General features: G+C 68.1%; 26 protein-coding genes. 14 read left to right on the forward strand and 12 right to left on the reverse strand.

The features are described from left to right. Positions 1 to 15: 15 nt before the first annotated feature. Positions 16 to 1,449, reverse strand: coding sequence for a glutamate synthase subunit beta (locus FV242_RS05620; protein WP_147938224.1), 1,434 nt, complete (start codon positions 1,447 to 1,449; stop codon positions 16 to 18). Between the two features lie 101 nt (positions 1,450 to 1,550). Then, positions 1,551 to 6,266 (reverse strand): glutamate synthase large subunit, encoded by a 4,716-nt coding sequence (gltB, locus tag FV242_RS05625; protein ID WP_147938225.1) that lies wholly within the window; start codon positions 6,264 to 6,266, stop codon positions 1,551 to 1,553. A 542-nt stretch (positions 6,267 to 6,808) separates the two neighbouring features. Between gltB and FV242_RS05630 the strand changes: the two genes are divergently transcribed. Then, positions 6,809 to 7,663 carry a hypothetical protein gene (locus FV242_RS05630; protein ID WP_147938226.1) on the forward strand — a complete coding sequence of 285 codons (855 nt, stop codon included), beginning with the start codon at positions 6,809 to 6,811 and terminating at the stop codon, positions 7,661 to 7,663. A 109-nt stretch (positions 7,664 to 7,772) separates the two neighbouring features. Here FV242_RS05630 and fdhD read toward each other — a convergent pair whose 3' ends face one another. Next, entirely contained in the window at positions 7,773 to 8,615 is an 843-nt protein-coding gene (gene fdhD, locus FV242_RS05635) for a formate dehydrogenase accessory sulfurtransferase FdhD (protein ID WP_147938227.1), read from the reverse strand. A 298-nt stretch (positions 8,616 to 8,913) separates the two neighbouring features. On the opposite strand from fdhD, the gene coxB reads away from it, so the two are divergent. The 10 genes from coxB (at position 8,914) to FV242_RS05680 (ending at position 18,287) form a co-directional block, all read left to right on the forward strand. After that, positions 8,914 to 9,753, forward strand: a complete 840-nt coding sequence (gene coxB, locus FV242_RS05640) for a cytochrome c oxidase subunit II (protein WP_147908512.1) — start codon at positions 8,914 to 8,916, stop codon at positions 9,751 to 9,753. Positions 9,754 to 9,803: 50 nt separating this feature from the next. Then, positions 9,804 to 11,432: a cytochrome c oxidase subunit I gene (gene ctaD / locus FV242_RS05645; RefSeq protein WP_147908513.1), complete on the forward strand. Its 1,629-nt coding sequence runs from the start codon at positions 9,804 to 9,806 to the stop codon at positions 11,430 to 11,432. 202 nt (positions 11,433 to 11,634) lie between these two features. Beyond that, positions 11,635 to 12,585 (forward strand): heme o synthase, encoded by a 951-nt coding sequence (locus FV242_RS05650; protein ID WP_147908514.1) that lies wholly within the window; start codon positions 11,635 to 11,637, stop codon positions 12,583 to 12,585. Positions 12,586 to 12,590: 5 nt separating this feature from the next. Beyond that, positions 12,591 to 12,755: a hypothetical protein gene (locus FV242_RS34360; RefSeq protein ID WP_187193554.1), complete on the forward strand. Its 165-nt coding sequence runs from the start codon at positions 12,591 to 12,593 to the stop codon at positions 12,753 to 12,755. An 8-nt stretch (positions 12,756 to 12,763) separates the two neighbouring features. Beyond that, entirely contained in the window at positions 12,764 to 13,372 is a 609-nt protein-coding gene (locus FV242_RS05655; protein WP_147908515.1) for a cytochrome c oxidase assembly protein, read from the forward strand. 141 nt (positions 13,373 to 13,513) lie between these two features. Beyond that, a complete protein-coding gene (locus FV242_RS05660; protein ID WP_147908516.1) occupies positions 13,514 to 14,374 on the forward strand; it encodes a cytochrome c oxidase subunit 3 in 861 nt (286 codons plus the stop codon). 116 nt (positions 14,375 to 14,490) lie between these two features. Next, complete coding sequence (locus tag FV242_RS05665) at positions 14,491 to 14,898, forward strand: DUF983 domain-containing protein (RefSeq protein WP_246692610.1); 408 nt, start codon at positions 14,491 to 14,493, stop codon at positions 14,896 to 14,898. After that, positions 14,895 to 15,659: an SURF1 family protein gene (locus FV242_RS05670; protein WP_147938228.1), complete on the forward strand. Its 765-nt coding sequence runs from the start codon at positions 14,895 to 14,897 to the stop codon at positions 15,657 to 15,659. The genes FV242_RS05665 and FV242_RS05670 overlap by 4 nt, the downstream gene beginning before the upstream one ends. Positions 15,660 to 15,871: 212 nt before the next feature. Further along, a complete protein-coding gene (gene sfnG / locus FV242_RS05675; protein ID WP_147938229.1) occupies positions 15,872 to 16,984 on the forward strand; it encodes a dimethylsulfone monooxygenase SfnG in 1,113 nt (370 codons plus the stop codon). A gap of 46 nt (positions 16,985 to 17,030) precedes the next feature. Further along, a complete protein-coding gene (locus FV242_RS05680) occupies positions 17,031 to 18,287 on the forward strand; it encodes an SfnB family sulfur acquisition oxidoreductase (protein WP_147938230.1) in 1,257 nt (418 codons plus the stop codon). A 111-nt stretch (positions 18,288 to 18,398) separates the two neighbouring features. Here FV242_RS05680 and FV242_RS05685 read toward each other — a convergent pair whose 3' ends face one another. From FV242_RS05685 to FV242_RS05695, 3 genes are all read right to left on the reverse strand, one after another. Then, positions 18,399 to 19,286, reverse strand: a complete 888-nt coding sequence (locus FV242_RS05685; protein WP_147938231.1) for a cation diffusion facilitator family transporter — start codon at positions 19,284 to 19,286, stop codon at positions 18,399 to 18,401. Positions 19,287 to 19,383: 97 nt separating this feature from the next. Beyond that, positions 19,384 to 19,605 (reverse strand): hypothetical protein, encoded by a 222-nt coding sequence (locus FV242_RS05690; RefSeq protein WP_147938232.1) that lies wholly within the window; start codon positions 19,603 to 19,605, stop codon positions 19,384 to 19,386. 5 nt (positions 19,606 to 19,610) lie between these two features. Beyond that, positions 19,611 to 19,859 carry a hypothetical protein gene (locus FV242_RS05695; protein ID WP_147910704.1) on the reverse strand — a complete coding sequence of 83 codons (249 nt, stop codon included), beginning with the start codon at positions 19,857 to 19,859 and terminating at the stop codon, positions 19,611 to 19,613. Positions 19,860 to 19,957: 98 nt separating this feature from the next. Between FV242_RS05695 and queA the strand changes: the two genes are divergently transcribed. Both queA and tgt read left to right on the forward strand, forming a co-directional pair. Continuing rightward, complete coding sequence (gene queA / locus FV242_RS05700) at positions 19,958 to 21,022, forward strand: tRNA preQ1(34) S-adenosylmethionine ribosyltransferase-isomerase QueA (RefSeq protein WP_147938233.1); 1,065 nt, start codon at positions 19,958 to 19,960, stop codon at positions 21,020 to 21,022. Beyond that, a complete protein-coding gene (gene tgt / locus FV242_RS05705; RefSeq protein ID WP_147938234.1) occupies positions 21,019 to 22,158 on the forward strand; it encodes a tRNA guanosine(34) transglycosylase Tgt in 1,140 nt (379 codons plus the stop codon). Before queA ends, tgt begins: the two co-directional genes overlap by 4 nt. A 9-nt stretch (positions 22,159 to 22,167) precedes the next feature. Here the strand turns inward: tgt and FV242_RS05710 are convergent, their stop codons facing one another. After that, positions 22,168 to 23,223, reverse strand: coding sequence for a hypothetical protein (locus FV242_RS05710; protein ID WP_246692611.1), 1,056 nt, complete (start codon positions 23,221 to 23,223; stop codon positions 22,168 to 22,170). A gap of 510 nt (positions 23,224 to 23,733) precedes the next feature. Here FV242_RS05710 and FV242_RS05715 point away from each other — a divergent pair. After that, positions 23,734 to 24,153: a hypothetical protein gene (locus FV242_RS05715; protein ID WP_147938236.1), complete on the forward strand. Its 420-nt coding sequence runs from the start codon at positions 23,734 to 23,736 to the stop codon at positions 24,151 to 24,153. Between the two features lie 135 nt (positions 24,154 to 24,288). On the opposite strand, the gene FV242_RS05720 is transcribed toward FV242_RS05715, so the two are convergent. The 5 genes from FV242_RS05720 to FV242_RS05730 all read right to left on the reverse strand — a co-directional run bounded on the left by FV242_RS05720 (position 24,289) and on the right by FV242_RS05730 (position 26,051). Next, positions 24,289 to 24,843: a hypothetical protein gene (locus tag FV242_RS05720; protein WP_147938237.1), complete on the reverse strand. Its 555-nt coding sequence runs from the start codon at positions 24,841 to 24,843 to the stop codon at positions 24,289 to 24,291. Between the two features lie 179 nt (positions 24,844 to 25,022). Continuing rightward, positions 25,023 to 25,373 (reverse strand): hypothetical protein, encoded by a 351-nt coding sequence (locus FV242_RS05725; RefSeq protein WP_147938238.1) that lies wholly within the window; start codon positions 25,371 to 25,373, stop codon positions 25,023 to 25,025. Beyond that, a complete protein-coding gene (locus FV242_RS36030) occupies positions 25,370 to 25,504 on the reverse strand; it encodes a hypothetical protein (RefSeq protein WP_281407041.1) in 135 nt (44 codons plus the stop codon). The genes FV242_RS05725 and FV242_RS36030 overlap by 4 nt, the downstream gene beginning before the upstream one ends. Positions 25,505 to 25,506: 2 nt before the next feature. Then, complete coding sequence (locus FV242_RS34365) at positions 25,507 to 25,659, reverse strand: hypothetical protein (protein ID WP_187278337.1); 153 nt, start codon at positions 25,657 to 25,659, stop codon at positions 25,507 to 25,509. 2 nt (positions 25,660 to 25,661) lie between these two features. Continuing rightward, positions 25,662 to 26,051 carry a hypothetical protein gene (locus FV242_RS05730; RefSeq protein WP_147938239.1) on the reverse strand — a complete coding sequence of 130 codons (390 nt, stop codon included), beginning with the start codon at positions 26,049 to 26,051 and terminating at the stop codon, positions 25,662 to 25,664. Between the last annotated feature and the right edge of the window lie 153 nt (positions 26,052 to 26,204).

Below are 26,204 nucleotides of genomic sequence, written 5' to 3' on the forward strand. Positions count from 1 at the left end.
GGGACTGAACCTACCTCACCTCGGCAGGACGCTCGCACCCATCAGGGCCTCGTCGATGGCGCGGGCCGCCTGACGGCCCTCGCGGATCGCCCAGACAACCAGGGACTGACCCCGGCGCATGTCGCCGGCGCTCCAGATCTTCGGATCCGAGGTGCGGTAATCCTCCTCGTTCGCCTCGACGTTCCCGCGCTTGCTGACGCTGATGCCGGACTGGTCGAGCAAGCCCTTCTGCACCGATCCGGCGAAACCGATCGCCATGAAGACGAGATCGGCCGGCAGGATGAATTCGGTCCCGGGCATCGGCTGCCGCTTGGCGTCGACCCGGGCGCAGACCACGCCGGTCAGCCGGCCCTTCTTGTTGCCGTCGAGCCGCAGCGTCGCCGCCTGGAACTCGCGCTCCGCACCTTCCGCCTGGCTGGACGAGGTCCGCATCTTGGTCGGCCAGTACGGCCACACCGTCAGCTTGTCCTCGCGCTCGGGCGGCCGGGGCCGGATGTCGAGCTGCGTCACCGACAGCGCGCCCTGGCGGAACGCGGTGCCGACGCAATCGGAGGCGGTGTCACCGCCGCCGATCACGACGACGTTCTTGCCCGACGCCAGGATCGGGGCTTCGCCGTTGCCGCGCATCGGCTCCGCGGCCACGCGGCGGTTCGACTGGATCAGGTAAGGCATGGCGTAGTGGACGCCCTCGAGTTCCTGCCCGGGCAGCTGCGGGTTGCGGGGATCCTCCGCACCGCCGCAGAACATCACCGCATCGAACTCGGCCTTCAGCTCGTCGACCGGCTTGGTCACGCCGACGTTCTGGTTGTAGTGGAAGACAACGCCCTCGCCCTCCATCTGCCGGACGCGGCGATCGATGTGGCGCTTCTCCATCTTGAAGTCGGGGATGCCGTAGCGGAGCAGGCCACCGGCCTTCGGCTCGCGCTCGAACACGTGCACGTCGTGGCCGACCCGGGCCAGCTGTTGGGCCGCCGCGAGACCCGCCGGGCCGGAGCCGACGACGGCCACGCGCTTGCCGGTGCGCATCGACGCCGGCTCGGGCTTGATCCAGCCCATGTTCCACGCGCGGTCGGCGATCGCCTGCTCGATCGTCTTGATCGCCACCGGCTGATTCTCGAGGTTGAGCGTACACGCCTCCTCGCAGGGCGCCGGGCAGACGCGACCGGTGAATTCCGGGAAGTTGTTGGTCGAGTGGAGGTTGCGCGACGCCTCCTCCCAGTCGGACTGGAACACGAGGTCGTTCCAGTCCGGGATCTGGTTGTGGACCGGGCACCCGGTCGGGCCGTGGCAGAACGGGATGCCGCAATCCATGCAGCGCGCGGCCTGTTTGGTCAGGTCGTGCTCGTCGAGCGGCAGCGTGAACTCGCGGAAGTGCCGCACGCGATCGGCTGCGAGCTGGTACTTCTGCTCCTGCCGGTCGAACTCGAGGAAACCCGTGATCTTGCCCATCGATCAACCCTTGAGGCCCGCAGATCGACCGATGCTGCAGCCTATTAAACCGTCATTCCGCGATCGGCGCCCGCGTCGCACGGGCGCCGATACTGATAGCCTTACTCCGCTGCCACCGGCATCCGCGCCATCTCCATCTCGCGCAGCGCGCGGCGGTATTCCACCGGCATCACCTTGACGAACTTGGTGCGGAAGCTCGCCCAGTCGTCGAGGATCTGCTTCGCCCGCGGGCTGCCCGTATACTTGAGATGGTTGGTGATGAGCTGGCTGAGGCGCTCCTCGTCGTGGCCGGACATGTCGGCCAGGATGTCGACGCGCCCCTTGGTCTCGAGATCGCCGTCCTGGTGGAAGCGGCGCATCAGGTCGTCTTCCTCCTCGACGGGCTCGAGATCGACCATCGACAGGTTGCAGCGGGCCGAGAACGAGCCGTCCTCGTCAAGGACGTACGCGATGCCGCCCGACATGCCGGCCGCGAAGTTGCGTCCGGTCTCGCCGATCGACACCACGACCCCGCCCGTCATGTACTCGCAGCCATGGTCACCCATGCCTTCGACCACCGTGATCGCGCCGGAATTGCGGACCGCGAAGCGCTCGCCCGCGGAGCCGCGGATGTAACACTCTCCGGCGATCGCCCCGTACAGCACGGTGTTGCCGACCATGATGGTCCGGTCGGGTGGCGACCGCAGCGCATCGCTCGGGCGGATGATCAGCTTGCCGCCCGAAAGGCCCTTGCCGACGTAGTCGTTGCCGTGGCCGGTCAGCTCGATGGTGACGCCGGCCGCGACCCAGGCGCCGAAGCTCTGGCCGGCGGTGCCCGACAGCTTCACCACGATAGTGTCGTCCGGCAAGCCCTCGTGACCGTGCGCCTTGGCGACCATGCCGGACAGCATCGCACCGGCGGCCCGGTCCGAGTTGCGGATCACGTCGGTGACGACCACCGGCTCGCCGGTCTCGATGGCGTTCCGGGCCCCCTCGATCAGGCGCCGGTCCAGGACCGTGTCGATCGGGTGGTGCTGCTTCTCGACGTGCCGGATGGCGATGCCGTCCGCCACCTTGGGGCGATGGAACAGCTTGGTGAAATCGAGCCCGCGCGCCTTCCAATGGGCGATGGCCTCGACCTTGTCGAGCACGTCCGAACGCCCGACGAGCTCTTCCAGCTTGGTGAAGCCGAGGGAGGCCAGGATCTCGCGCACCTCCTCGGCCACGAAGAAGAAGTAGTTCACCACGTGCTCGGGCGTGCCCTTGAAGCGCTTGCGCAGCACCGGATCCTGCGTGGCGACGCCCACCGGGCAGGTGTTGAGGTGGCACTTGCGCATCATGATGCAGCCGGCCGCGATCAGGGGAGCGGTCGAGAAGCCCATCTGGTCGGCGCCGAGCAGGGCCGCGATGACCACGTCGCGACCGGTGCGGATGCCGCCGTCGGCCTGGAGGGCGACGCGGCCGCGCAGGCCGTTGAGCACCAGCGTCTGCTGGGTCTCGGCGAGACCGGTCTCCCACGGTCCGCCCGCATGCTTGAGCGAGGTCAGCGGCGCGGCGCCAGTGCCGCCGTCGTAGCCCGAGATGGTGATGTGGTCCGCCCGCGCCTTGGCGACGCCGGCCGCCACGGTACCGACGCCGACCTCGGAGACGAGCTTCACCGACACGTCCGCGGACGGATTCACGTTCTTCAGGTCGAAGATCAGCTGGGCCAGATCCTCGATCGAGTAGATGTCGTGGTGCGGCGGCGGCGAAATCAGGCCGACGCCCGGGGTGGCGTAGCGGACCTTTGCGATCTTGGCGTCGACCTTGTGGCCGGGCAGCTGGCCGCCCTCGCCGGGCTTGGCGCCCTGCGCGACCTTGATCTGCATCATGTCGGCGTTGACGAGATATTCCGTCGTAACGCCGAATCTGCCCGAGGCGACCTGCTTGATCGCGGACCGGCGCGAACGCCCGTCCGGCAGCGGCTTGAACCGCTCGACCTCCTCGCCGCCCTCGCCCGAGTTCGAGCGACCGCCGAAGGAGTTCAGCGCGATGGCGAGCGTCTCGTGCGCTTCCTTCGAGATGGACCCGTACGACATCGCCCCGGTGGCGAAGCGCTTGACGATCTCGGAGGCCGGCTCGACCGAATCCAGCGGCACCGGATGGCGGCCGAGTTCGGTTGCGCTCCTGAGGCGGAACAGGCCGCGCAGGGTCTTGAGCTGGTTCTCCTGCCGGTTCACCAGCGCGGCGTATTCACGGTAGCGCTCAGGCACGTTGAGGCGCACCGCGTGCTGGAGCGTCGCGATCGTGTCGGGCGTCCAGGTGTGAGCCTCGCCGCGCAGCCGGTAGGCGTACTCGCCACCGACATCGAGGGCGTTGCGGTAGATCGGGGCGTCGCCGAAAGCGTCGCGGTGACGGCTGACGGTCTCCTCCGCGACCTCGGCCATGCCGACGCCCTCGATGGTCGTGGCCGTGCCGAAGAAGTCGCGGCCGACGAAGGTCGAGTTGAGCCCGACCGCGTCGAAGATCTGGGCGCCGCAATACGACTGGTAGGTCGAGATGCCCATCTTCGACATGACCTTGAGCAGGCCCTTATCGATCGCCTTGATGTAGCGGTAGATGATCTCGTCGTCGGTGAGATCCGGCGGGAACTCGTCCTTCATCGCCAGCAGCGTCTCGAAGGCGAGATAGGGATTGATGGCCTCCGCGCCGTAGCCGGCCAAGCAGGCGAAGTGGTGCACCTCGCGCGGCTCGCCCGATTCGACCACGAGGCCGACCGAGGTGCGCAGACCCTTGCGGATCAGGTAGTTGTGCACCGACGCGGTCGCCAGGAGGGCCGGGATCGGCACCCGATCCGGACCGACCGCGCGGTCGGTCAGCACGATGATGTTGTAGCCGCCGCGCACTGCCGCCTCGGCCCGGTCGCAGAGGCGGTCGAGCGCCCCGTCCATGGCCTGCGCGCCCATCTCGGCCGGGTAGGTCATGTCCAGGGTCTTGGTGTCGAACCGGTCCTCGAAATGGCCGATCGAGCGGATCTTCTCCAGGTCGCCGTTGGTCAGGATCGGCTGGCGGACTTCCAGGCGCTTGCGCCGGGACGCGCCCTCCATGTCGAGCAGGTTCGGCCGCGGCCCGATGAATGAGACAAGGCTCATCACCGCCTCTTCGCGGATCGGGTCGATCGGCGGGTTGGTGACCTGCGCGAAGTTTTGCTTGAAGTAGGTATAGAGCAGCTTGGACTTCTCGGAGAGCGCCGAGAGCGGCGTGTCCGTCCCCATCGAGCCGACCGCCTCCTGGCCGGTGACGGCCATGGGCTGCATCAGCAGCTTGAGGTCTTCCTGGGTGTAGCCGAAGGCCTGCTGGCGATCGAGCAGGCCCACGTCGGAGCGCGTCTCCCGCGCCACGACGGGCTTGAGATCTTCCAGCACGATCTGGGTGTTCTTGACCCAGTCGGCGTAGGGATGCGCGGCGGCGAGCTCGCCCTTGATCTCCTCGTCGGAGACGATTCGGCCCTTCTGCAGGTCGATCAGAAGCATCCGGCCCGGCTGCAGGCGCCAGGACTGAACGATCTTCTCGTCGGGGATCGGCAGCGTGCCCATCTCCGAAGCGAGCACGACCAGCCCGTCATCGGTGACGATGTAGCGGGCCGGGCGCAGGCCGTTGCGGTCGAGGGTGGCGCCGATCTGGCGGCCATCCGTGAAGGCCACGGCCGCGGGGCCGTCCCAGGGCTCCATCAGGGCGGCGTGGTACTCGTAGAAGGCGCGCCGCTCCTCGCTCATCAGCGGGTTGCCGGCCCAGGCCTCCGGGATCAGCATCATCATGGCGTGGGCGAGCGGGTAGCCGCCCTGCACCAGGAACTCGAGGGCGTTGTCGAAGCACGCGGTGTCGGACTGGCCCTCGTAGGAGATCGGCCAGAGCTTCGAGATGTCGTTGCCAAACAGGTCCGAATCGACGCTCGCCTGCCGGGCCGCCATCCAGTTGACGTTGCCGCGCAGCGTGTTGATCTCACCGTTATGGGCGACCATCCGGTAGGGGTGCGACAGGCGCCAGGTCGGGAAGGTGTTGGTTGCGAAGCGCTGGTGGACCAGGGCGATCGCCGAGACGAAACGCTCGTCCTTCAGGTCGAGGAAGTAGTCGCCGATCTGGGTGACCAGAACCATGCCCTTGTACACGATGGTCCGGGTCGAGACGGAGACCGGGTAGAACTCTTTCACCCGCGGGTCGTCCAGGGCGTAGACCTTGTTGGAGATCACCTTGCGGGCGACGAAGACGCGCCGCTCGAACGTGTCCTGGTCGGAGACGGAGCCCGGTCGGCCGATGAACACCTGCCGGTGATGCGGCTCGGTGGCCTTCACGGCGACGCCCAGATCCTCGGGGTCGACCGGGACATCGCGCCAGCCGAGGAGCGGCAGGCCCTCGTCGGCCAGGGCCGCCTCGATGATTCCCTGGATGATCGCCCGGGGCTCCTCGGCCTTGGGCAGGAAGAACTGGCCGATGGCGTACTGCCCGGCGGGCGGTAGCTCGAAGCCGAGGCGCGAGCACTCGTCCGCGAAGAAGCCGTGCGGGATCTGCGTGAGGATACCGCAGCCGTCGCCCATCTTGGGGTCGGCACCCACCGCACCGCGGTGGTCCAGATTCTCGAGGATCTTCAGGCCTTGCTGAACGATGGCATGGGTCCGGCGATCGTGCATGTCGGCGATGAAGCCGACGCCGCAGGCATCACGCTCGTTGGCCGGATCGTAGGCGCCCTGGGCTTTGGGCAGAGCGGGATCGCGCACCGTGATCGGCATCGCGCCGCCGCGCGGGGCGGAAGCCTGGAACTCGGAAGCAGCAAACTCTTCGGCGGGTCCGCGCTGTGCCATGCTTCGTCTCGTCCTTCCCTCGATCCCCTTCGCCGCACCTCGGCCCGCGAGCATGTTTCATGCCCGTGAGTCGCAACCGTGCGGCGTCCCGACCCGATGCCGCAGGCGATCCGGTCGGTCCCCGCGAGGACGTGCCCGTCGACCTTCGTTCATCGAAAACCCGGACCGCTCCAGGAGCGGCGTGCTGGCGCGCTCGAGACCGCCAGCCGGACTTCCCGCTGGCGCGCGGGACGGCGACGGCCGGCATGCGCGGCCAATGGGACAGTTCTGCTGTCCTAAGTCGCGAAATTGGCAGATTGAAACCGTTTCAGCAAGGGATCGCGCGGGCATGCGGGCGCGGCATCCGCGACTGCACTTAAACCGCCGTTCATCAATCGCTTCCGCAATCTCGCCCGAATCACGCGGTCTACGACCTGTGCCGAGCACAAGCGGCATGCGGGGCAACGACCTCGCCGGCATGGTCGAGGTCTGGGCAAACCGGCCCGGACCATGCCGGAACCGGATACTCTGCCGGGTCTCCAGAACGGGAACGCATCAGAGTGATGATCGAGAACGGAACGTCTCGCCGCGCAGCGCAGCGGGTTCTCAGTGCAGCCCTTCTGTCGGGCGGATTGATGCTGGGCCTCTCCCAGGGCGCCCGCGCGCAATTCGCCTTCGAGGACGAGATCCTGCCGCCACGGGTGATCGCATGGCGCCTGGCTGATCACGGCTTCAGCGGTGTCAGCCGTCCGCGGTTCGACGGGCGCGTCTACGTCGTCGACGCCGTGAGCCCGACGGGCGCCCCGGTCCGTCTGTTCGTCGATCCGGCCGCCGGCGCGATCGTGGGACGCCAGCGCATCGGTACGCCCGAGAGCTACGCCCGGTTGGAGCAGCCGCGCGCCGGCTTTGGATGGACCGAGGAGGATGCGGCGCCGCAGCGTCTCCTGCGGCCGGCGATGCCCGACGGCGTCCCGGCTCGGGCCGCGCGTCCGGCACGCCGCCAGAGCCCGGAGGCACTGCGTCCCGAGTTCAATCCCGATGGCCTGAATCCGGATGGCCGTGCGCGGCCTGAGGCGCCCCACAAGGTCGCCCGGGCCCCGGCGCCTGGGCGCGCGCCGGAGCTGAAGCCGGCACTTAGCAACGTTCCGGAGGCGCCAGCTCCGAAGGTCGCCCCCGTGGAGGCATCCAGGGTGGATCCTGTGCCTGAGCCGAAATCCGCAGCCATCGAAAAGGCGCCTCCGGCCGGTCCGGCCCAGGCGGGACCGGCCAAGCCCGCAGCGGGCACGGTTGCCGAGGCGGCCAAGCCCCCAGCTGCCGATTGGAAGGATCCGCCGCCGGACAAGAAGCCGGTGCGAATCATCGGCGGTGCGACGATCGTCCCCGGCGCCTCAGAGAAAGAGCCCGCCGGAGCCCAGTAGCGCTGGCCCGAACGCTCGCCGCCCAAGATCGATACCGGTGCGACGCAAGCGAGCGCGTCGACGCGAGGACTGAGAGACGACCTCGATCGCGACGTGATCTGGGACTCTTCTAGTCGGTGGGGCTCAGACGCTCCGAGCCGGTAAAGACGGTCAGCGTATCCGCGCGGGCAATGGCGCAAAGTGTGATCCCGTGCGCTTGGGCACGCTCCAACGCCAGCGAGGTCGGCGCCGAGATCGCCACGATCACGGCTGCACCGAGGCGCGCGGCCTTCTCGACCATCTCGAACGAGCACCGGCTGGTGATCACTAGGAAACCGTCTGCTGGATCGGTGCCGGCCCGCATGGCGGCGCCGATCAGCTTGTCCAGAGCGTTGTGGCGGCCGACATCCTCGCGGACGGACGCCAGGGTGCCGTCGAGCCGAGCCCAGGCGGCGGCGTGCACGGCGCGGGTCTCGGCGCCCAGCACCTGCGCCGCGTCGAGCCCGGCGAGAGCCCGGGCGATCGCCGGGAGCGAGACCTGGATGTCGGGGGTGCCCCGCATGTCCGCGCGTGGCAATTCCGCCAGATCCTCGATGCCGCAGACACCGCAGCCCGTCCGCCCGCTGATGGCGCGCTTGCGCGCGAGGTGCTCGCGCAGACGTCCGGGGGCCAGCTCGACATGGAGGCGCAGCCCGTCCGGGCCAACCTCCACGCGCGTGCTGCGAATCTCGTCGGCGGATTCGATGATCCCTTCCGTCAGGCTGAAGCCGTAGGCGAAATCCTCCAGGTCGGCCGGCGACGCCATCATGACGGCATGCGGCACGCTGCCGTAGACCAGGTTGACCGGCGCCTCGACGGCGAGCACCCGCGTCCCCGCCCGGGGCGCGGCATCGGCGTAGGCCACGACCTGCATCGGAGCCGGGACCGCGCTAGCCGGCAGCTCGGCCGGAAAATCCTGGGGTGTCGTCAACATCCACGGCTCCGAAAGGCCCGTCCGGTGCTGCGATCGCATCGGATACGAAGCCACGCTAGCGAATCGAACGCAGCGAAAGACCGGTGCAAGGCGTCTAAGAGGCCACCCGAATCAGCCGGAAACCACCCTCTGCGACGCTTGTGCGGTTGCACCTGGCACGTCCTTGTGATCTGAAGCCGCGATCGGATACATGCCGGATGACACAACCGGCAGTCCGTCACGTCGGCACCATCCCGCGCTCATTCAAGACGGGAAAGTCCGACGGGAAATCAAATTGCAGGGGAGCAACGAGAGGCAGATGCGGACGGTGCGGACGATCACCCGATCACCCTTGAGCCTCGCCGCCCTCGGCGCCCTGCTCGCCTCGACATCCGGGGCGCTCGCCGCCGGATTCGGTCAGCCGGTGCCGTGGGAGATGAGCCGGCAGATCCCGGTTACCGAGAACGCGCGCGACATCCTCAGCTTCGAGATCGGCCTGCACTGGCTCTCGCTCGTGATCTCGGTCTTCGTGCTGGGGCTGATCCTCTGGTGCGTCTTCCGCTTCAACGAGAAGACCAACCCGACCCCGTCGCGCACCACCCACAACACCGCGATCGAGATCGCCTGGACGATCGTGCCGGTGCTGATCCTCGTCGCCGTGGCGATCCCGTCCTTCCGCCTGCTGCGCACGCAGCTGGCGGATCCGAAGGCCGACATGATCGTCAAGGTCATCGGCCATGCCTGGTACTGGTCCTACGAGTACCCGCAGACCGAGGCCGGCGGCGGTTTCACGTTCGATGCCAACATCGACGAGGACAAGCAGCCCCGCCTGCTCCAGACCGACAATGAGATGGTCGTGCCGCTTGGCAAAATCGTGAAGATCCAGGTCACTGCGGCGGACGTGCTGCATTCCTGGGCGATGCCGGCCTTCGGCTTCAAGATCGACGCCGTACCGGGCCGCCTGAACCAGATGTGGTTCCGGGCCGACAAGGAAGGCACCTTCCACGGTCAGTGCTCGGAGCTGTGCGGACAGCGTCACGCCTACATGCCGATCGTCGTCCGCGTCGTCAGCGAGCAGGCCTATGCCGACTGGCTGAATGAAGCGAAGACGAAGTACGCGCGCATCGACAACGGAACGAGCTTCGCCGAAGCCCGCTGAAGTCCGGTTGACCGAATAGAACCCGTCAGATCCACAAGGCACCCGAATCCATGGCTACAGCCGCAGCCCATGCCGAGGCCCACGAGGTCCACGACCATAAACCGTCGTTCTTCGCCCGCTGGTTCCTGTCGACGAACCACAAGGACATCGGCACGCTCTACCTGCTCTTCGCCTTCTGCGCCGGCATGATCGGCGCGTTCCTCTCCTTCGGTATCCGGATGGAGATGGAACAGCCGGGGCTGCAGTTCTTCTCCAATCCGGCGACGTACAACGTGTTCGTCACCGGACACGGCCTCATCATGGTGTTCTTCATGGTGATGCCGGCACTGATCGGCGGCTTCGGCAACTGGTTCGTGCCCCTCATGATCGGCGCGCCCGACATGGCGTTCCCGCGCATGAACAACATCTCGTTCTGGCTGACGGTGGCGGGCTTCTGCTCCCTGCTGTGCTCGCTGTTCGTCGAGGGCGCCCCCGGCGCATCCGGCGCCGGCACCGGCTGGACCGTCTATCCGCCGCTCTCCACTGCCGGCCATCCCGGTCCGGCCGTCGACTTCGCAATCTTTGCCCTGCACCTGTCCGGCACCGGCTCGATCCTGGGGGCGATCAACTTCATCACCACCATCCTGAACATGCGCGCCCCGGGCATGACGCTGCACAAGATGCCGCTCTTCGCCTGGGCCGAGCTGGTCACCGCCTTCCTGCTGCTGCTCTCGCTGCCGGTGCTCGCGGGCGCCATCACGATGCTGCTGACCGACCGTAACTTCGGCACGACCTTCTTCGACCCGGCCGGCGGCGGCGACCCGATCCTGTACCAGCATCTGTTCTGGTTCTTCGGTCACCCCGAAGTCTACATCATGATCCTGCCGGCCTTCGGCATCGTCTCGCACATCATCGCCACGTTCTCGCGCAAGCCGGTCTTCGGCTACCTTGCGATGGCCTACGCCATGGTCGCGATCGGCGTCGTCGGCTTCGTCGTGTGGGCGCACCACATGTACACCGTCGGCCTGTCGCTTCAGACGCAGTCCTACTTCGTGTTCGCCACGATGGTGATCGCGGTGCCCACGGGCGTGAAGATCTTCTCCTGGATCGCCACCATGTGGGGTGGATCCATCCGCTTCACCGCCGCCATGCACTGGGCCGTGGGCTTCATCTTCCTGTTCACCGTCGGCGGCGTCACCGGCGTGGTGCTCGCTAACTCGGCGGTCGATAAGTACCTGCACGACACCTACTACGTCGTGGCGCACTTCCACTACGTGCTGTCACTCGGCGCTGTGTTCATCATCTTCGCCGGTGTCTACTACTGGTTCCCGAAGATGACCGGCCACATCATCCCGGAATGGGCTGGCAAGCTGCACTTCTGGCTGGCCTTCATCGGCGCGAACGTCCTGTTCTTCCCGATGCACTTCCTCGGCCTGGCCGGCATGCCGCGTCGTTACGCCGACTACCCGGACGCCTTCGCGGGCTGGCACAAGGTCTCCACCTACGGCGGCCACATCTTCGGCCTCAGCATGTTCGTCTTCGTGATCGGCGTCGTGCTGGCCTTCCGCTCGAAGGAGCGGGCCGCCGACAACCCGTGGGGCGAAGGTGCCACCACCCTCGAGTGGACGCTCCCCTCCCCGCCGCCGTTCCACCAGTTCGAGACGCTGCCCCGCATCGTCGACGAGCCGGGCGCGCACTGACCAGTCTCCGCGAGGGCCGCATCCGCGGCCCTCGCCCTTCCCCGGAAGCCGCCACGGCGACTTCCCGGCAAGGGCGACCAAGACGGGTGATCCGCACAAGCCGAGTGTCCCGCTCGCGCTGACCCTTGAAACGAATCGATTTCGAAACACGACTCGGCCGTGACGCGCGTGGCCGGGCGCCGACACAACAGCGGCAGACGCGATGACGAGCCTGACGAACACGATCAGACCGGACGCACCGGCCCCGGCCTTTACGGCGGTCGGCGGCGACGTGCCGGACTATTTCGCGCTGCTCAAGCCGCGGGTGATGGTCCTCGTGATCTTCACCGCGCTGGTCGGCATGGTCGTCTCCCAGGGCCACGTTCCGCCGGCCATCGGCGTGATCTCGCTCTTGGCCATTGCGGTCGGCGCCGGGGCGTCGGGCTGCCTCAACATGTGGTGGGATGCCGACATCGACGCGGTCATGACCCGCACCGCGCAGCGGCCGATCCCGGCCGGGCGGATCTCGCCCGAGGAGGCGCTCGGCTTCGGGCTGTTCCTGTCGGTGGCATCGGTTCTTGTGCTGGGCCTCGCGGCGAATTGGCTCGCCGCCGGTCTGTTGGCCTTCACCATCGTGTTCTACGCGGTGATCTATTCGATGTGGCTGAAGCGGGCGACCGCGCAGAACATCGTCATCGGTGGCGCCGCCGGTGCCCTGCCGCCGGTGATCGGCCAAGCCGTCGTCTCCGGCTCGGTCGGGATCGAGTCCCTCGTACTCTTCGCGATCATCTTCATCTGGACGCCGCCGCATTTCTGGGCGCTGGCACTGATCAAGGCCGAAGAATACGCCCGCGCCGGCATCCCGATGATGCCCAACGTCGCCGGGCCGGCTTCGACCCGCCGGCAGATCGTTTGGTACTCGGTGTTCCTGTTTCCCCTCGGGCTTGCGCCCGTGGCGCTTGGGTTCGGCGGCCTGCTCTACGCGGTGATCGCCGTGATCGGCGGGCTCGGAATGCTGGCCTTCAGCGTCCGCGTCCTGAGGAATCGCACCGGCGATGCCGAGAAGCGGGCTGCGATGGGCATGTTCGGCTTCTCGATCCTGTACCTGTTCGCGCTGTTCTCGGCGCTGCTTGCCGAGCAGAGCTTCGGCCTCTTCCTGCCGGTCCTGGTCTAATCGCCATGCCGGATCCGGAAGTCCCCTATCGCCAGCTCACGCCCGTCGAGGAGGCGCGCCGGCGTAAGCGCTCGGTGGCCATCGCGTTGGCCCTGGGTGCGTGGGTCCTGCTGTTCTTCGTGCTGACGATCGTCAAACTCGGCCCGCAGATCCTCAGCCGTCCGCTCTGAGGGGCACGATGACAAAACCTCATCCCGATCCGCTTCGCGGCGCCAAGCGCACAGCGATCGCGTGTGCCGGCCTGGCGGTCGGCATGGTCGGCCTCGCCTTCGCGTCGGTGCCGCTCTACGACGCGTTCTGCAAGGCAACGGGCTACGACGGCACGCCGCGCCAGGGCCCGGCCCTCGCGTCGGCGGCGCGCACCGACGACAGCATGGTGGTGCACTTCGATACCAACGTCGCGCCGGGCCTGAGCTGGAAGTTCGCCCCCGAAGCCAACACCGTCGAGGCGAAGCTCGGCGAAACCAAGACGGTGTTCTTCCGGGTGCAGAACACCGGCGCCAAGCCATCGACCGGCGTCGCGACCTTCAACGTCCAGCCCGGCCTGATGGGCAGCTACTTCGTCAAGATCGCCTGTTTCTGCTTCAACGAGCAGACGTTGCAGCCCGGCGAGACGCTGGACGTGCCGGTGGTCTTCTACGTCGACCCGGCGGTGCGGGAGGATTCGAACACCGCGCATCTTTCCGAAATGACGCTGTCCTACACGTATTTCGCCTCCAAGAACGGCCAGCCGGTGACGGCGGCGGTCGCGACCACGGGGGCTTCGGGCACGAAGCGCGATTTCTGATTGCGAACGCGTGACAACACAGGTCGGCACCGACTAAGTGTGCGGACAAGCTTGGGGGTCCCGTATGTGGCGCCCAGCCAAAGAGCGATAGGCCGGATGCCGGGAACGGCGCGGGGCGTCAGGGTGAGGAGCGACGGGACGATGGCCGAGGCGCACGCCAAGAATCACGATTTTCATATTCTAAGCCCGAGTCCGTGGCCGCTGATGGGCGCCTTCTCGGGCTTCCTGATGGCGTTCGGCGCCGTGTTCTGGATGAAGAGCCTCCAGATCGGTACCCTGACCCCGGGTCCCTACATCTTCGGGGCTGGCGTTTTCGGCGTGCTCTACACCATGTTCGCTTGGTGGAAGGACGTGGTGCACGAGGCCAATTCCGGCGATCACACCCGCGTGGTCCAACTCCATCACCGGTATGGCATGATGATGTTCATCGCCTCCGAGGTGATGTTCTTCGTCGCTTGGTTCTGGGCCTACTTCGAGGCGGCCCTCTACACCGCCGACCCGATCCAGGCCTCCCGGGTCGAGTTCACGGGCGGCGTCTGGCCGCCCAAGGGCATCGAGGCGTTCGATCCGTGGCACTTGCCGCTGCTGAACACCCTGATCCTGCTGACCTCCGGCACGACCGTCACCTGGGCCCACCATGCCTTGCTGCATGGGGACCGCAAGGGTCTCAAGTACGGCCTGTGGCTGACCATCGTGCTGGGCGTGCTGTTCACGGCCTGCCAGGCCTACGAGTACAGCCACGCCGAATTCGGCTTCGCGGGCAGCATCTACTCGTCGACCTTCTACATGGCGACGGGCTTCCACGGCTTCCACGTCATCATCGGCACGATCTTCCTGGCCGTATGCCTGTACCGGACCTACGCGGGCCAGTTCACCCCACGCCAGCACCTCGGATTCGAGTTCGCCGCCTGGTACTGGCACTTCGTCGACGTCGTGTGGCTGTTCCTGTTCGCCGCGATCTACGTCTGGGGCTCGGGCGTCTTCCACGGCGCCGCGCACTGAGCGCTGCTATCTCGTCACCGCATGGCGGGGGTGTGAAAGGGCGGCTCAGGCCGCCCTTTTTCGTGTGCGACTCGGCGTGATCCCCATATCGAGGGAATGGCTGTGAGGCGGCGCGCATGCGCTCGCCTGGGCCAGTCTGGAGTGCTCACGTGGACCAACGAACCTATCCGCAGCTGCCGCCCGTCCCCACCGGCCTCCGCGGCCGGTGCCCCCGCTGCGGCGAAGGCCATCTGTTCAAGGGCTACCTGACCCTGCGGCCGTCCTGCGAATCCTGCGGGCTCGACTATTCGGGTTTCGACTCGGCGGACGGGCCGGCTTTCTTCGTGATGTCGATCGTCGGCCTTCTGGTGGTGGGTCTGGCCCTGTGGCTGGAGATCACCTACGAGCCGCCGATCTGGGTCCACGCGCTGGTGGCCGGCAGTCTTTCGATCGGTCTGAGCCTGATCCTGGTCCGGCCGCTCAAGGGCATGCTGATCGCCCTCCAGTACAGCAACAAGGCCGAGCAGGGACGCTTCGAGCAGTGAGTCGCACATCGCCGCGTGCGGCCGCCTGGCGTGACCTCGTCGCACCCGGGCTCGCATCCCTGATCGCGCTGGCGATCCTGCTGGGTCTCGGGACGTGGCAGATCGAGCGCAAGACCTGGAAGGAAGAGCTGATCGCCCGCATCGTCCGGCAGACGAAGGCGGAGCCTGTGGCGCCCCCTGAACCCGGCACCTGGGATCCCGGCCGGGACGAGTTCCGCCATGTGCGGGTCTCCGGCCGGTTCGACAACGATCGCGAGGCGCTGGTCCACGGACTTGCGGCCGGGGAGACGCCGGGCCGGGCGCTCCAAGGCTATTACGTGATCACGCCGTTTCAGCGCGCGGATGGCGGTGTCGTCCTGATCAACCGCGGCTTCGTGCCCACGGAGTTGAAGGCCCAGGCCGACCGCCGGGATGGCCTCATCGAGGGCCCGACCACGGTCACCGGGATTCTCCGGGCCAGCGAGGCGCGGGGGATGTTCGTGCCGGAGGCGGATCCGGCACGGGGCGAATGGTTCACCCGCGACGTCGCCAGCATCGCTGCGGCGCGCGGGGTCGCCGACGCAGCACCCTACCTGATCGAGGCCGACGCGGTGCCGGATCAGACCACGTGGCCACGGGGCGGTCAGCTGAAGGTCGATCTGCCGAACAACCACCTGCAATACGCCTTCACGTGGTTCTCGCTGGCGCTTTGCCTGATCGGCGTGTTCGGCATGTTCGCCTATCGACGCCTGAACGATTCGGATGGCGTCGGCACAGTGTGAGAATAAACCCGCCGCTGAGTGAGTTCGGCGCAGAAGAATGCAACAGGACGGGCGTCTAAAACGGCATCGCGTTCCTTTGACCCGGCATCGTCAACGCGGAATACTTTGCGTGTTCATTAGCGGTCGCGCAAGCCTGCATCTTGTATTCAGTTTGTCGCGATCCTTCGAAGACGCCGCGGGGCAACGTCCCCGCGCGACAGAGGTAGCGCGCCATGACCGACCGTTTCAAAGACACGCCGCCTGATCCGATCCGCTTTGCCTACTGGGTGCCCAACGTCTCGGGCGGCCTCGTGATCAGCAAGATCCCGCAGCGCACGAGCTGGGATGCCGACTACAACCGGCGCCTGGCACAGATCGCGGAGGAATCCGGCTTCGACTACGCCCTGACCCAGATCCGCTTCACGGCTGGCTACGGCGCCGAATATCAGCACGAATCGGTGGCGTTCAGCCACGCGCTGCTGGCCGCCACCTCCAAGATCAAGGTGATTGCCGCGCTGCTGCCAGGCCCCTGGCATCCCACACTGGCGGCCAAGCAGATCGCAACGATCTCGCAGCTGAGCGGCGGCCGGATCGCCGTCAACATCGTGTCGGGCTGGTTCTCGGGCGAGTTCCGCGCGATCGGCGAGCCCTGGCTCGACCACGACGAGCGGTACCGGCGCTCGGAAGAGTTCATCCGCAGCCTCCGGGGGATCTGGACCCAGGACAACTTCACCTTCCGGGGCGATTTCTATCGCTACACGGACTATACCCTGAAGCCGAAGCCGGCCGACCCGCTGCCGGAGATCTTCCAGGGCGGCTCGTCCCGGGCGGCGCGCGACATGGCAGCGCGCGTCTCGGACTGGTACTTCACCAACGGCAACACGCCGGAGAACATCCGCGCGCAGGTCGACGATGTCCGCGCGAAGGCCGCCGCAATCGGCAACAACCCGCGCATCGGCGTGAATGCCTTCGTGATCGCCCGCGATACCGAAGAGGAGGCCCGCGCCGTCCTCCAAGAAATCATCGACCACGCCGATCCGGACGCCGTGAAGGCGTTCGGCCACGAGGTGAAGAATGCCGGGAAAGCCTCGCCCGAGGGAGAAGGCAACTGGGCCAAGTCGGATTTCAACGACCTCGTCCAGTACAATGACGGCTTCAAGACCAACCTGATCGGCACACCGGACCAGATCGCCGAGCGGATCCTCGCGCTGAAGGATGCGGGGGCCGACCTCGCGCTTCTGGCCTTCCTCCATTTCCAGGAGGAGGTCGCGTATTTCGGGGCACATGTGATCCCCCGGGTCCGCGCACTCGAAGCCGCCCGCGAGACGCGCGCCGAGGCGGCCTGATGGCTGCCAGCCCGAAAGATTTCCGCCCCGTTCGGAGTGAGCCATCATGAACATCGCCGTAGACGCGCGCGCGCTCGACCCCCTGCCGCGCCAAGGTGTGCCGGGGCCAGCCAGCCCGCCCTCCCCCGCCCATGTGATCCGTGACGACACGGAGGCGCTGGCGGTCGCCCGGAACCTCGCCGCGGAGTTTCGACGCGGCGCCTCGGAACGCGACCGGAACCACGCGCGGCCCCTGGCGGAGCTCGACGCCTTCTCCCAGAGCGGGTTGTGGTCGATCAACGTGCCGAAGGCGTTCGGCGGCCCGGAGGTGTCCTACAAGACCCTCGCACAGGTCGTCGCGATCATCTCGGCGGCCGATCCGGCGATCGGTCAGATCTCGCAGAACCACCTCGGTATCGTGGCGTCGATCCGGACGGTCTCGGACGAGGCGCAGCAGCGTCTGCTGTTCGGGGCGGTTCTGCGCGGCACACGGTTCGGCAACGCGTTCTCCGAGCGCGGCACCAAGCGGGCCGCGGATTTCGACACCCGGTTCACCGATCACGGCGACCACGTGATCGTGCGCGGCCAGAAGTTCTACGCCACCGGGGCATTGCTCGCTCACCTGGTGCCGATCGTCGCCCTCGATGCGGAGGGACGGGCCTGGTACGCCATCGCCGAGCGGAACGCGCCAGGACTCACCGTGATCGACGACTGGTCCAGCTTCGGCCAGCGCGGCACGGCGAGCGGCACGGTGCTGATCGAGAATGTCCGGGTCGAGAAGACACACTTGGTGCCGGCCTGGAAGGGCTACGAGGCGCCCCGGTCGGACGGCGCCATCTTCCAGGTCATCCAGGCGGCGGTCGATGCCGGCATCGGCCGCGAGGCCCTGGACGACACGATCGCGTTCGTGCGCGAGAAGGCGCGCCCGTGGATCGACAGCGGTCAGGAGCGGGCCTCCGACGACCCCTACACGATCCAGGCGGTCGGCGACCTCACCATTCGGCAGCACGCAGCGGAAGCCCTGCTCGACCGGGCCGGGCTCGCCCTCGACGCGGCGGTCGCACAGCCGGATGCGGAGCGTGTCGCGGCAGCCCAGCTCGCCGTCGCGGAGGCGAAGGTGCTGACGACCGAGGTCGCGTTGGCCGCCTCCAACAAGCTGTTCGAGCTCTCCGGCACCCGCTCGACGCTGGCTGCGGAGAACCTCGACCGCCACTGGCGCAATGCCCGGACCCATACCCTGCATGATCCGGTGCGCTGGAAGGTCGCCATCGTCGGCAATCACGCCCTGAACGGTGTCGCGCCGCCGTTCCACGCCTGGAGCTGACGCAGGTCCCGGCGGCCGGGCTGCTGGCACGGATGGAGCGTCGTCCCCGGATCATACCGCGGGCGACGTTTCTGGCTGGGTTTGATGCGCCGGCGTAGGGCTCGCGTGCTCCTAGAGAACCGGCAGGCCCCGGGCTTTGGCTTCCTCGCCCGGCTCCACGTGAATGGTCACGACCGCACCTGGGATCGTGGTTTCCAGGGCGCTCTCCAGCCGGTCGCAGATGGCGTGCGAGGCCTCGACCGTCATGCTGCCCGGAACCACGAGGTGGAAATCGATGAACGTGGCTTGGCCGGCTGAACGGGTGCGGACGTCGTGGGCTTCGAGCGCGCCCTCCCCGTGCTGCGAGATCAGCGAGCGGATCTGGCAGACCACGTCGGGGGACGCGGCCCGATCCATCAGGCCATCGACGGATTCGCGCACCATTCGGAAGCCCGACCACAGGATGTTGAGTGCCACGAGCCCGGCCACCGCCGGGTCGAGGGCCGGGTAGCCGGTTACCCAGACCGCGGCGACGCCCAAGAGTACGCCGCAGGAGGTCACGACGTCGGCGAAGACGTGGCGCGCATCTGCGATCAGGGCCGGCGAGCGCCACGCGCGGCCCCAGCGCATCAGCGCCCAGGCCCAGGCGGCGTTGGTGACGCCCGCCCCGAGATTGATCGCCAGACCCACCGCTGGCGTGTCCAAGGGTTTTGGGGCGAGCAGGCCGAAATACGCCTCCCGCAGGATCAGGACGGCGGCCACCACGATGAGGGCGCCCTCGATCACCGCGGAGAAGAACTCCGCCTTGTGGTGGCCGTAGGGATGCTCGGCGTCGGCCGGACGCGCGGCGACACGCAGGGCCACGAAGGCGCCGATCGCCGCCACCACGTTGATGATGCTCTCGAGCGCGTCGGAATACAGCGCCAGGCTGCTGGTGAGCCAGGCCGCGTAGAACTTCAGCCCGGTGACCACCAAGCCGATGCCGGCGCTGAAGAGGGCTGCTTTCTGGGTCCGGTCCATGGGATGCGCCGATCACGAGTCGACGTGCCCATACGGGATGCAGCTTGCCTCAGGCCACGGCAAAGCTTCGACGCTGCCGAAAGAGTCTTAGCTTCGGCTATGCTTCGGTCGGACCGGGAGCCGGACTGCGGGCCGCCTCGCGCTGGCGGCTCCGCTCGGCCTTGGCCCGCGCCTCGGTCGCCTTGCGCATCAGACGACGCCGCTGCCACGCGAAGCGCGCGGCGGTGGCCATCGTGTCGAGCCGCGCGGCTTCACGGTCCCAGTACCCGACGAGCTGGCCGTCGAGGGTCATGCGGGCGGGACGGCTGATCCTGACCATGACGTTCAGTCCCGTGGCGCTGGCGGCTCGCCGGTCTCGGCCACGATCAGCGCGTCCGCGTCACCGTTGAAACTCCCGAGCCCGGAGTTCGGCACCGGTACGGCCGGGCTTCCGAAGGGCTCGCTGGGATAGGCCTCCGCGAACTTCGACCGTGCCTGATCTGGATCGTCGGCCTTAAGCACGATCTGTTCGGTGCCAGGCAGCGGCCAGCGCGGGTCTGCGGCATCACGGGGGCGCACGGCGTACCAGGGCATCGTTCGGGCGTCTCCGTCCTCGGTGTGGCGTGAACAGGCGGCGCGGCGAACCGGTTCCGAGGTTGAAACCGCGTCCGGTTCGGTGCAGGCACCCGGCGATGCGCGTGGACCTGTTCGATTTCGACCTGCCGGAGAGCTGCATCGCCCTGCGCCCGGCCGAGCCGCGCGACGGTGGGCGGCTCCTGGTCGTACGCCCCGGCGAGGATTTGGCGGACCGCACGGTGCGCGACCTGCCGGCAGCGCTGCGCTCCGGCGATGCCCTGGTCTTCAACGACACGCGGGTGATCCCGGCGCGGCTCATTGGCGTGCGCACGCGCCCGGGGGCGCCGGGCCAGCGCACGGAGGTGATGCTGCACCTGCGGGAGGCGCCCGCGCGCTGGCGCGCCTTCGGCCGCCCGGCCAAGCGATTGACCCCCGGGGACGCGATCCAGTTCGGTGCGCTCCAGGCCATCGTCGCCGATAAGGCGGAGGGCGGCGAGATCGTGCTGGATTTCGACCGCGGCGGCGCCGAACTCGACGCGGCGATCACCCAGGAAGGCGCGCTGCCCCTGCCGCCCTACATCGCCGGCAAGCGCCCCACCGACGCCCGCGACGCAACCGATTATCAGACTGTCTACGCACGGCATCCCGGTGCCGTGGCGGCACCGACGGCTGGGCTGCATTTCTCGGACGCGCTGCTCACGGACCTCGACGCGGCCGGCCTGCGGCGTCACTACGTCACCCTGCATGTCGGCGCCGGGACGTTCCTGCCGGTCAAGGCGGACGACACCGACGCCCACCGGATGCATGCCGAGATCGGCATCCTCGATGCCGATACGGCCGCCACCCTCAATGCCGTCCGGGCCGCGGGCGGCCGGATCGTCGCGGTGGGCACGACGGCGCTACGCCTCCTCGAGAGCGCCGCGAGCCCCGACGGCACGCTCTCGGCTTTCTCGGGGCCGACCGACATCTTCATCACGCCCGGCTACCGCTTCCGCGCGGTCGACGCCCTGGTGACGAACTTCCACCTACCGCGCTCGACCCTGTTCATGCTGGTCTCGGCGTTCTCGGGCCTCGACACGATGCGGGCGGTCTACGCGCACGCGATCCGGAGCGGCTACCGCTTCTACTCTTACGGCGACGCCAGCCTGCTGTTTCCGGGCCCGCGCGCGGATATCCCATGACCGAGACCCTGCCCTTCGGCTTCACCCTGCACGGGCAGGACGGCACCGCCCGCACCGGCGCCATCGCGACGCCGCGCGGAGAGATTCGCACGCCGGCCTTCATGCCGGTGGGGACCGCCGCGACCGTGAAGGCGATGTATCCGGGGCAGGTGCGGGAACTGGGCGCCGACGTGGTCCTGGGTAACACCTATCACCTGATGCTCCGTCCGGGCCCGGAGCGGATGGCGCGGCTCGGCGGCCTGCACAAATTCATGAACTGGGACCGGCCGATCCTGACCGATTCCGGCGGCTTCCAAGTGATGTCGCTCTCGGCCCTGCGGAAGATCGACGAGCAGGGCGTGACCTTCCGCTCGCATATCGACGGCACCGCGCACCACATGAGCCCGGAACGCTCCATCGAGATCCAGGGTCTGCTCGGCTCCGACATCCAGATGCAGCTCGACGAATGCGTGCGGCTTCCAGCCGAGCATGCGGCGATCGAGAAGGCCATGCACCTCTCGCTGCGCTGGGCCGAGCGCTGCCGGGTGGCGTTCGGCGAACAACCCGGCAAGGCGATGTTCGGCATCGTGCAGGGCGGCGACATCCCGGCGCTCCGCGTCGAGAGCGCACGCGCGCTCACCGACCTCGACCTGAAGGGCTACGCGGTGGGCGGGCTCGCGGTGGGCGAGCCGCAGGCGGTGATGTTCGCCATGATCGAGACCGTTGAGCCGCACCTGCCGCAGGCCAAGCCGCGCTATCTGATGGGAGTGGGCACGCCGGACGACATCCTCGGGGCGGTGGCCCGGGGCATCGACATGTTCGACTGCGTGATGCCGACCCGCGCAGGCCGGCATGGTCTGGCCTATACCCGCAACGGCCGGGTCAACCTGCGCAACGCCCGCCACGCCGAGGATACGGCGCCGCTGGACGAGACCTCGACCTGCCCGGCGGCGCGCGACTATTCCCGGGCCTATCTCCACCACCTCGTCCGGTCGAACGAGATCCTGGGGATGATGCTGCTCACCTGGAACAACCTCGCCTACTACCAGGACCTGATGGCAGGCGCCCGGGCGGCAATCGGCGCGGGGCGGTTCACGGAGTATTGCGCCGCCACCCGCGAGGGCTGGGCGCGGGCCGAACGCGCTTCTGCCGGCTGAGGATCCGCGTCACGGATGCGCCAGCACGCGATAGGTGCCGTCCGGATCGTCGGTCCCGAGGCGGACGGCGTCTTTCAGGTCCGCCACGATCCGCGCCGCCACCGGCAGGCGGTAGTGCAGCGCATCCCAGTAATTGTCGTCCCGCGTGGTGATCGGCGAGGGACGGCGGAAATCCACCACCACGGCGCCGTGCCGGGCACCGATCTCCGCGACCCGCGCCTTGCAGGCCGCCTCCCGGCGGCCGGCCGGCGTGCCGGGCACCCCCTGCGCGACCGCGTGAACCGGCATGAAGGCGACGAGCTTCGTCGCGGTCCCGGGCAGTCGAGCGAGCAGGGCATCGAGCCGCGCCAATGCCGGCATCGGCGCATCCGGTGGATCGGCGGGCGTCGCAGGATCGCGCGCGCCGGCACGGATATGAGTGCGGGCGCGCTCGGGATCGTACAGCACCTCGGGCGGCGTGAAGACCGCATAGCCGTCGGACCTCAGCCGCGTCTGCACGAGGCCGAGGCGCGCCAGTCCGGTCTGCGCAGCGATCGTGAGCGAGCGGAGGCTGACCTGCCGGAGCACGCCCCAGGGTGTGCCGGCCTCGTAGAGCCAGTCCGGAAAGGCGTTGGCGCTGCGGGCCGGCGGATCGGCGGCGCACCAGGTCGTGTCGAGGCCGAACAGGATCGCCCTCACCGGCCGGTGGGCCACGAACAGCTCGGCCAGCCGAATTTGCTCATCCGGTGTCGCGGCGTTGACCGCCAGGTTGGCAAAGCGCGCCGCGAAGGCGGAATCTAGGGCGCCCGGGTCCAGCAGCCGCGCTGTCGAGGTGCCGAACACGGCGGCGTCGAAGGCACCGCCGCGGGCGATCTGCGGATAAGACAGCCGCTGGTTCGTATCCATGATCGGACCCGGCGGATGGCCGGGTGCCGCCCGTAATCCGTAGGGGTCGAGGATCGCGATGCCGACAACCACGAAGATCCCAACCAGCGCTGCGCCGATGAGGAATTGTCGCGCATAGTCCACCCACACGGACGCCGCCGCGGCGACGGGGTTTGGACCGGCTGGTGTTTCCAAGGCCATAGGCAGGGCGCATACTCGCTTCGGACCGAGCCGTCGCGGGAATTAGCGGTCCGTGCGGTGGACGGGATCAGCAAGGCGACGGCGGATAAGCAATCGCCATGGCGAGGTGCGTAACCCGAACCCACGCCTTGCGGCCCAGGCCGCCAAGTGCTGAAGGAAGAAAGCGGGAAGACCGTCAGCCCCGAGAGGAGCTTGGTCGGAGTGGCAGGATTTGAACCTGCGACCCCCACGTCCCGAACGGGGGAACGCACGGGTGCCGCGCGCTCTGTTAGGCCGGTTTCCCCTGCGGAGCAACGTCCGTCGCGGCGGTCCGCCATCGTCCGTCGTCGTCCGCAATCCGTGGCCCACGACCCCCAATCTGTGGCCGACCTGTGGCCGGGGAACGTGCCGCGAACGCTGTCACGCGTTCCAGGGCACGCCCCCCGCATTAACCACGGACCCCCTTCGGCATGGACTCCCCGACGCCGGCGGCGAACCTCGGGCGCATCGCAACGCACGAGGAACTGCCCCATGCCCCTGACACCCATCGAGATCGGCGCCGCCGTTTATGCGGCGCTCACGGACGCCGAGCTGGCCGAGCTCACCGACGGGATCCGTACCGCCCGGCTGTCCTACGAGGACGAGGACGACCAGGGCGACGACTGGCTCTGCATCATGATGCAGCAAGACGTTGCTCCACGGGGCCTGACGCAGCGCGTGCGCCGGGTCACGAAGGCCGACCTGATGCTCACCTGCATCGACCTTGCCGAGCTGATGGAGACGTCGGGACGGGATTGGGGCCGGATCCTCAACGTGTTCGGGGATCACAGCACCCGGGTCGAGTTCCTGTTCACGGCCGCCTCGGCGGGCATGATCGCGGCGCGGCCGGCTGTCCTTCGCCGCGTGAGCGCAGCGCACGCCGAGGTGGCTCGCGGGCGCACGTGCGCCTGACGTGCGCCCGTGTGCGCCCGCCAATTAGCTTAGGCTATACTTCCCGAATTCCTGTGATTTCACAGTGCGATGAAGGTCAGGTATAGCAACGGGCATATTTCAGGAAGCGCGTTACCAGGGGTCCCGCCCCTCAGATCAGGCCTCTAATGCCTCGATCGCCTGACGGGTGAGGCGGTCCACCGTGTCGTCGTCGCCCTGTTCCATGGCGTAGGAGATCTCGACGTCCCGGAGGGTGCGCTCCAGCTTGCGCTTCGCCTTCCGGGCCAGCTCGCCAGCGTCGTCATGGGACCACTGCGTCCCCTCGGGTGGCGGGCCCTTCAGGGCGTTGACCACCTCAGTCAGGATCTCGCCCTGGCGGGCGATCGTGTCCGTGGCCGAGCGGAGCTCCTGCCAGAGGGTCTCGATGTCAGCGGCGTGCCCGGGCGGCGGGATCCGCTCGACCAGTTCCAGGCTGCTGTGCACCGTGGTCGTCCCGTCCTCGTCGGTATGGGACCACTGGAAATCCTCGACCGGTTTCCCGCCCCAGGAATCGTCGCCGATGAGCTGTACCTTCGCCGGCGTGTCGCCCTCGAAGGTGACGCACGCCGGCTCCAGGGGCATGCCCTCGTCCGTGCGGATCCACCAGTGCTCGTCGGGTCGGTTCGGCGCAGGGGCGGCCTCGCCGACCGGCTTCAGGTCGTCCAACGTCACGGACCAAGATCCATCGGCTGCATCCTCGTATCCGGTGACCGTCCCCTGCAGGACCTGGCGTCTGAGCGTCACGGGAAGCGATGGTACGGCCACTCGCCAGAGGTGCATGCGGCCGGTTGAGACGGCGAACGTGCCGTCCCCGTTCGGTGTCAGTGTGCCCTTGGCCATCGTCCCCTCCCTCAGCTGAAAAACGACCCGCACGCCGGCAACCCGCCGCCGCCCCGGATCCGAGCGTCCTGCTCGACCAGGCGCTCCAGGGCGAGCTCGGTGTGTCCGCCCCGCGGGAGGGCTTGTGCCGGCGCCGGGACGGCCCGAGAATCGTGGCCATGCCCGACCGCCCTCTCATCACCGCCACGCCCGAGTGCATTCCCGACAGCGTCGCCAGACGTCTGCAGACAATCGCCGACGAACACCCGGACGCTGAGTGCATCGTCGCGGGATACGACCCCGCCAGCATCCGCCCTCGGGGCGTCCCGGAACCGGCGGGCGAGCTGATCGAGCAGGGCGGCCGAGGGGGCGGGGCGGGTCACGAGCGGGCTTCCTTCCGAGCGGCGCGGAGCTTGCGCAGAAAGCCGACCGCCTGGAGGTAGCCGAAGGAGACCAGCGCGAACGCTAGGAGGATGACGGCAACGACGTCGCCGAGGTCGTAGACGAACACCATGGTCAGGCCTTCCTGCGGGGGGAGAGCGCGTCCCGGAGCCGGGCGCACTCGCTCGGATCCGGGCGGTCCAGCGTGGAGACGATCGCCACCACGAGGACCATCGCAACCATCACGACAGAGACGAGCGAGCAGGTGATGACGGTGAGCTCGCCCACGGTCAGGCCGCCCTCGGCAGGTACCCGTGGCTCTCCAAGACGACCTGGATGCCGCCGGCCATTTGGCGGTCGTCGAGGTTGTCGGCGCGCCCGCGGGCTAGGACCTCTTGGATCAGGGCGGCGGGCCCGATCGGGAGAGGCTGCCCGAACAGGGTGAGCTCGGCCGCGGCGCGGTCCTCCTCGTCGAGGGAGGCGAGCCCGGCGGCGACGAGGTCGAACAGGTCGAGGGTGTGCCGGAGGACGTCGTCGACCCCCACCGCCGCAAATGCGGCGCGGGTCTCGTCGCATCCGAACCTGGCTTCGGCGACGCGCCGTCGGAACTGGTGCCGCGCCGGTCGCGGGATCGCATGGAGCGCCCGCCCATCCCGCTGAACCTCGATCACGTTCGCCATCGCCCGCACCCCGCCGCCGCCGTTGTCCACAGCATATCACTGGCAACGATTCGCGACTGGCCGGGGGCTCCAAGATCGGAATGACGCATATAGAAGTCAGTCGGCCCCCCGCGGGCCGTGATGCCTCATATACGAGTCATCGGGTCTACGATC

Origin of the sequence: Methylobacterium sp. WL64, from assembly GCF_008039945.1 — a bacterium.
Lineage (GTDB): Bacteria > Pseudomonadota > Alphaproteobacteria > Rhizobiales > Beijerinckiaceae > Methylobacterium.

What these genes read in the sequence shown, in the direction of transcription:
- FV242_RS05620 (WP_147938224.1), bottom strand. Translation starts at nt 1,449, where the DNA reads ATGGGCAAGATCACGGGTTTCCTCGAGTTCGACCGGCAGGAGCAGAAG.
- gltB (WP_147938225.1), bottom strand. Translation starts at nt 6,266, where the DNA reads ATGGCACAGCGCGGACCCGCCGAAGAGTTTGCTGCTTCCGAGTTCCAG.
- FV242_RS05630 (WP_147938226.1), top strand. Translation starts at nt 6,809, where the DNA reads ATGATCGAGAACGGAACGTCTCGCCGCGCAGCGCAGCGGGTTCTCAGT.
- fdhD (WP_147938227.1), bottom strand. Translation starts at nt 8,615, where the DNA reads ATGTTGACGACACCCCAGGATTTTCCGGCCGAGCTGCCGGCTAGCGCG.
- coxB (WP_147908512.1), top strand. Translation starts at nt 8,914, where the DNA reads ATGCGGACGGTGCGGACGATCACCCGATCACCCTTGAGCCTCGCCGCC.
- ctaD (WP_147908513.1), top strand. Translation starts at nt 9,804, where the DNA reads ATGGCTACAGCCGCAGCCCATGCCGAGGCCCACGAGGTCCACGACCAT.
- FV242_RS05650 (WP_147908514.1), top strand. Translation starts at nt 11,635, where the DNA reads ATGACGAGCCTGACGAACACGATCAGACCGGACGCACCGGCCCCGGCC.
- FV242_RS34360 (WP_187193554.1), top strand. Translation starts at nt 12,591, where the DNA reads ATGCCGGATCCGGAAGTCCCCTATCGCCAGCTCACGCCCGTCGAGGAG.
- FV242_RS05655 (WP_147908515.1), top strand. Translation starts at nt 12,764, where the DNA reads ATGACAAAACCTCATCCCGATCCGCTTCGCGGCGCCAAGCGCACAGCG.
- FV242_RS05660 (WP_147908516.1), top strand. Translation starts at nt 13,514, where the DNA reads ATGGCCGAGGCGCACGCCAAGAATCACGATTTTCATATTCTAAGCCCG.
- FV242_RS05665 (WP_246692610.1), top strand. Translation starts at nt 14,491, where the DNA reads ATGCGCTCGCCTGGGCCAGTCTGGAGTGCTCACGTGGACCAACGAACC.
- sfnG (WP_147938229.1), top strand. Translation starts at nt 15,872, where the DNA reads ATGACCGACCGTTTCAAAGACACGCCGCCTGATCCGATCCGCTTTGCC.
- FV242_RS05680 (WP_147938230.1), top strand. Translation starts at nt 17,031, where the DNA reads ATGAACATCGCCGTAGACGCGCGCGCGCTCGACCCCCTGCCGCGCCAA.
- FV242_RS05685 (WP_147938231.1), bottom strand. Translation starts at nt 19,286, where the DNA reads ATGGACCGGACCCAGAAAGCAGCCCTCTTCAGCGCCGGCATCGGCTTG.
- FV242_RS05690 (WP_147938232.1), bottom strand. Translation starts at nt 19,605, where the DNA reads ATGGTCAGGATCAGCCGTCCCGCCCGCATGACCCTCGACGGCCAGCTC.
- FV242_RS05695 (WP_147910704.1), bottom strand. Translation starts at nt 19,859, where the DNA reads ATGCCCTGGTACGCCGTGCGCCCCCGTGATGCCGCAGACCCGCGCTGG.
- queA (WP_147938233.1), top strand. Translation starts at nt 19,958, where the DNA reads ATGCGCGTGGACCTGTTCGATTTCGACCTGCCGGAGAGCTGCATCGCC.
- tgt (WP_147938234.1), top strand. Translation starts at nt 21,019, where the DNA reads ATGACCGAGACCCTGCCCTTCGGCTTCACCCTGCACGGGCAGGACGGC.
- FV242_RS05710 (WP_246692611.1), bottom strand. Translation starts at nt 23,223, where the DNA reads ATGGCCTTGGAAACACCAGCCGGTCCAAACCCCGTCGCCGCGGCGGCG.
- FV242_RS05715 (WP_147938236.1), top strand. Translation starts at nt 23,734, where the DNA reads ATGCCCCTGACACCCATCGAGATCGGCGCCGCCGTTTATGCGGCGCTC.
- FV242_RS36030 (WP_281407041.1), bottom strand. Translation starts at nt 25,504, where the DNA reads ATGGTGTTCGTCTACGACCTCGGCGACGTCGTTGCCGTCATCCTCCTA.
- FV242_RS05730 (WP_147938239.1), bottom strand. Translation starts at nt 26,051, where the DNA reads ATGGCGAACGTGATCGAGGTTCAGCGGGATGGGCGGGCGCTCCATGCG.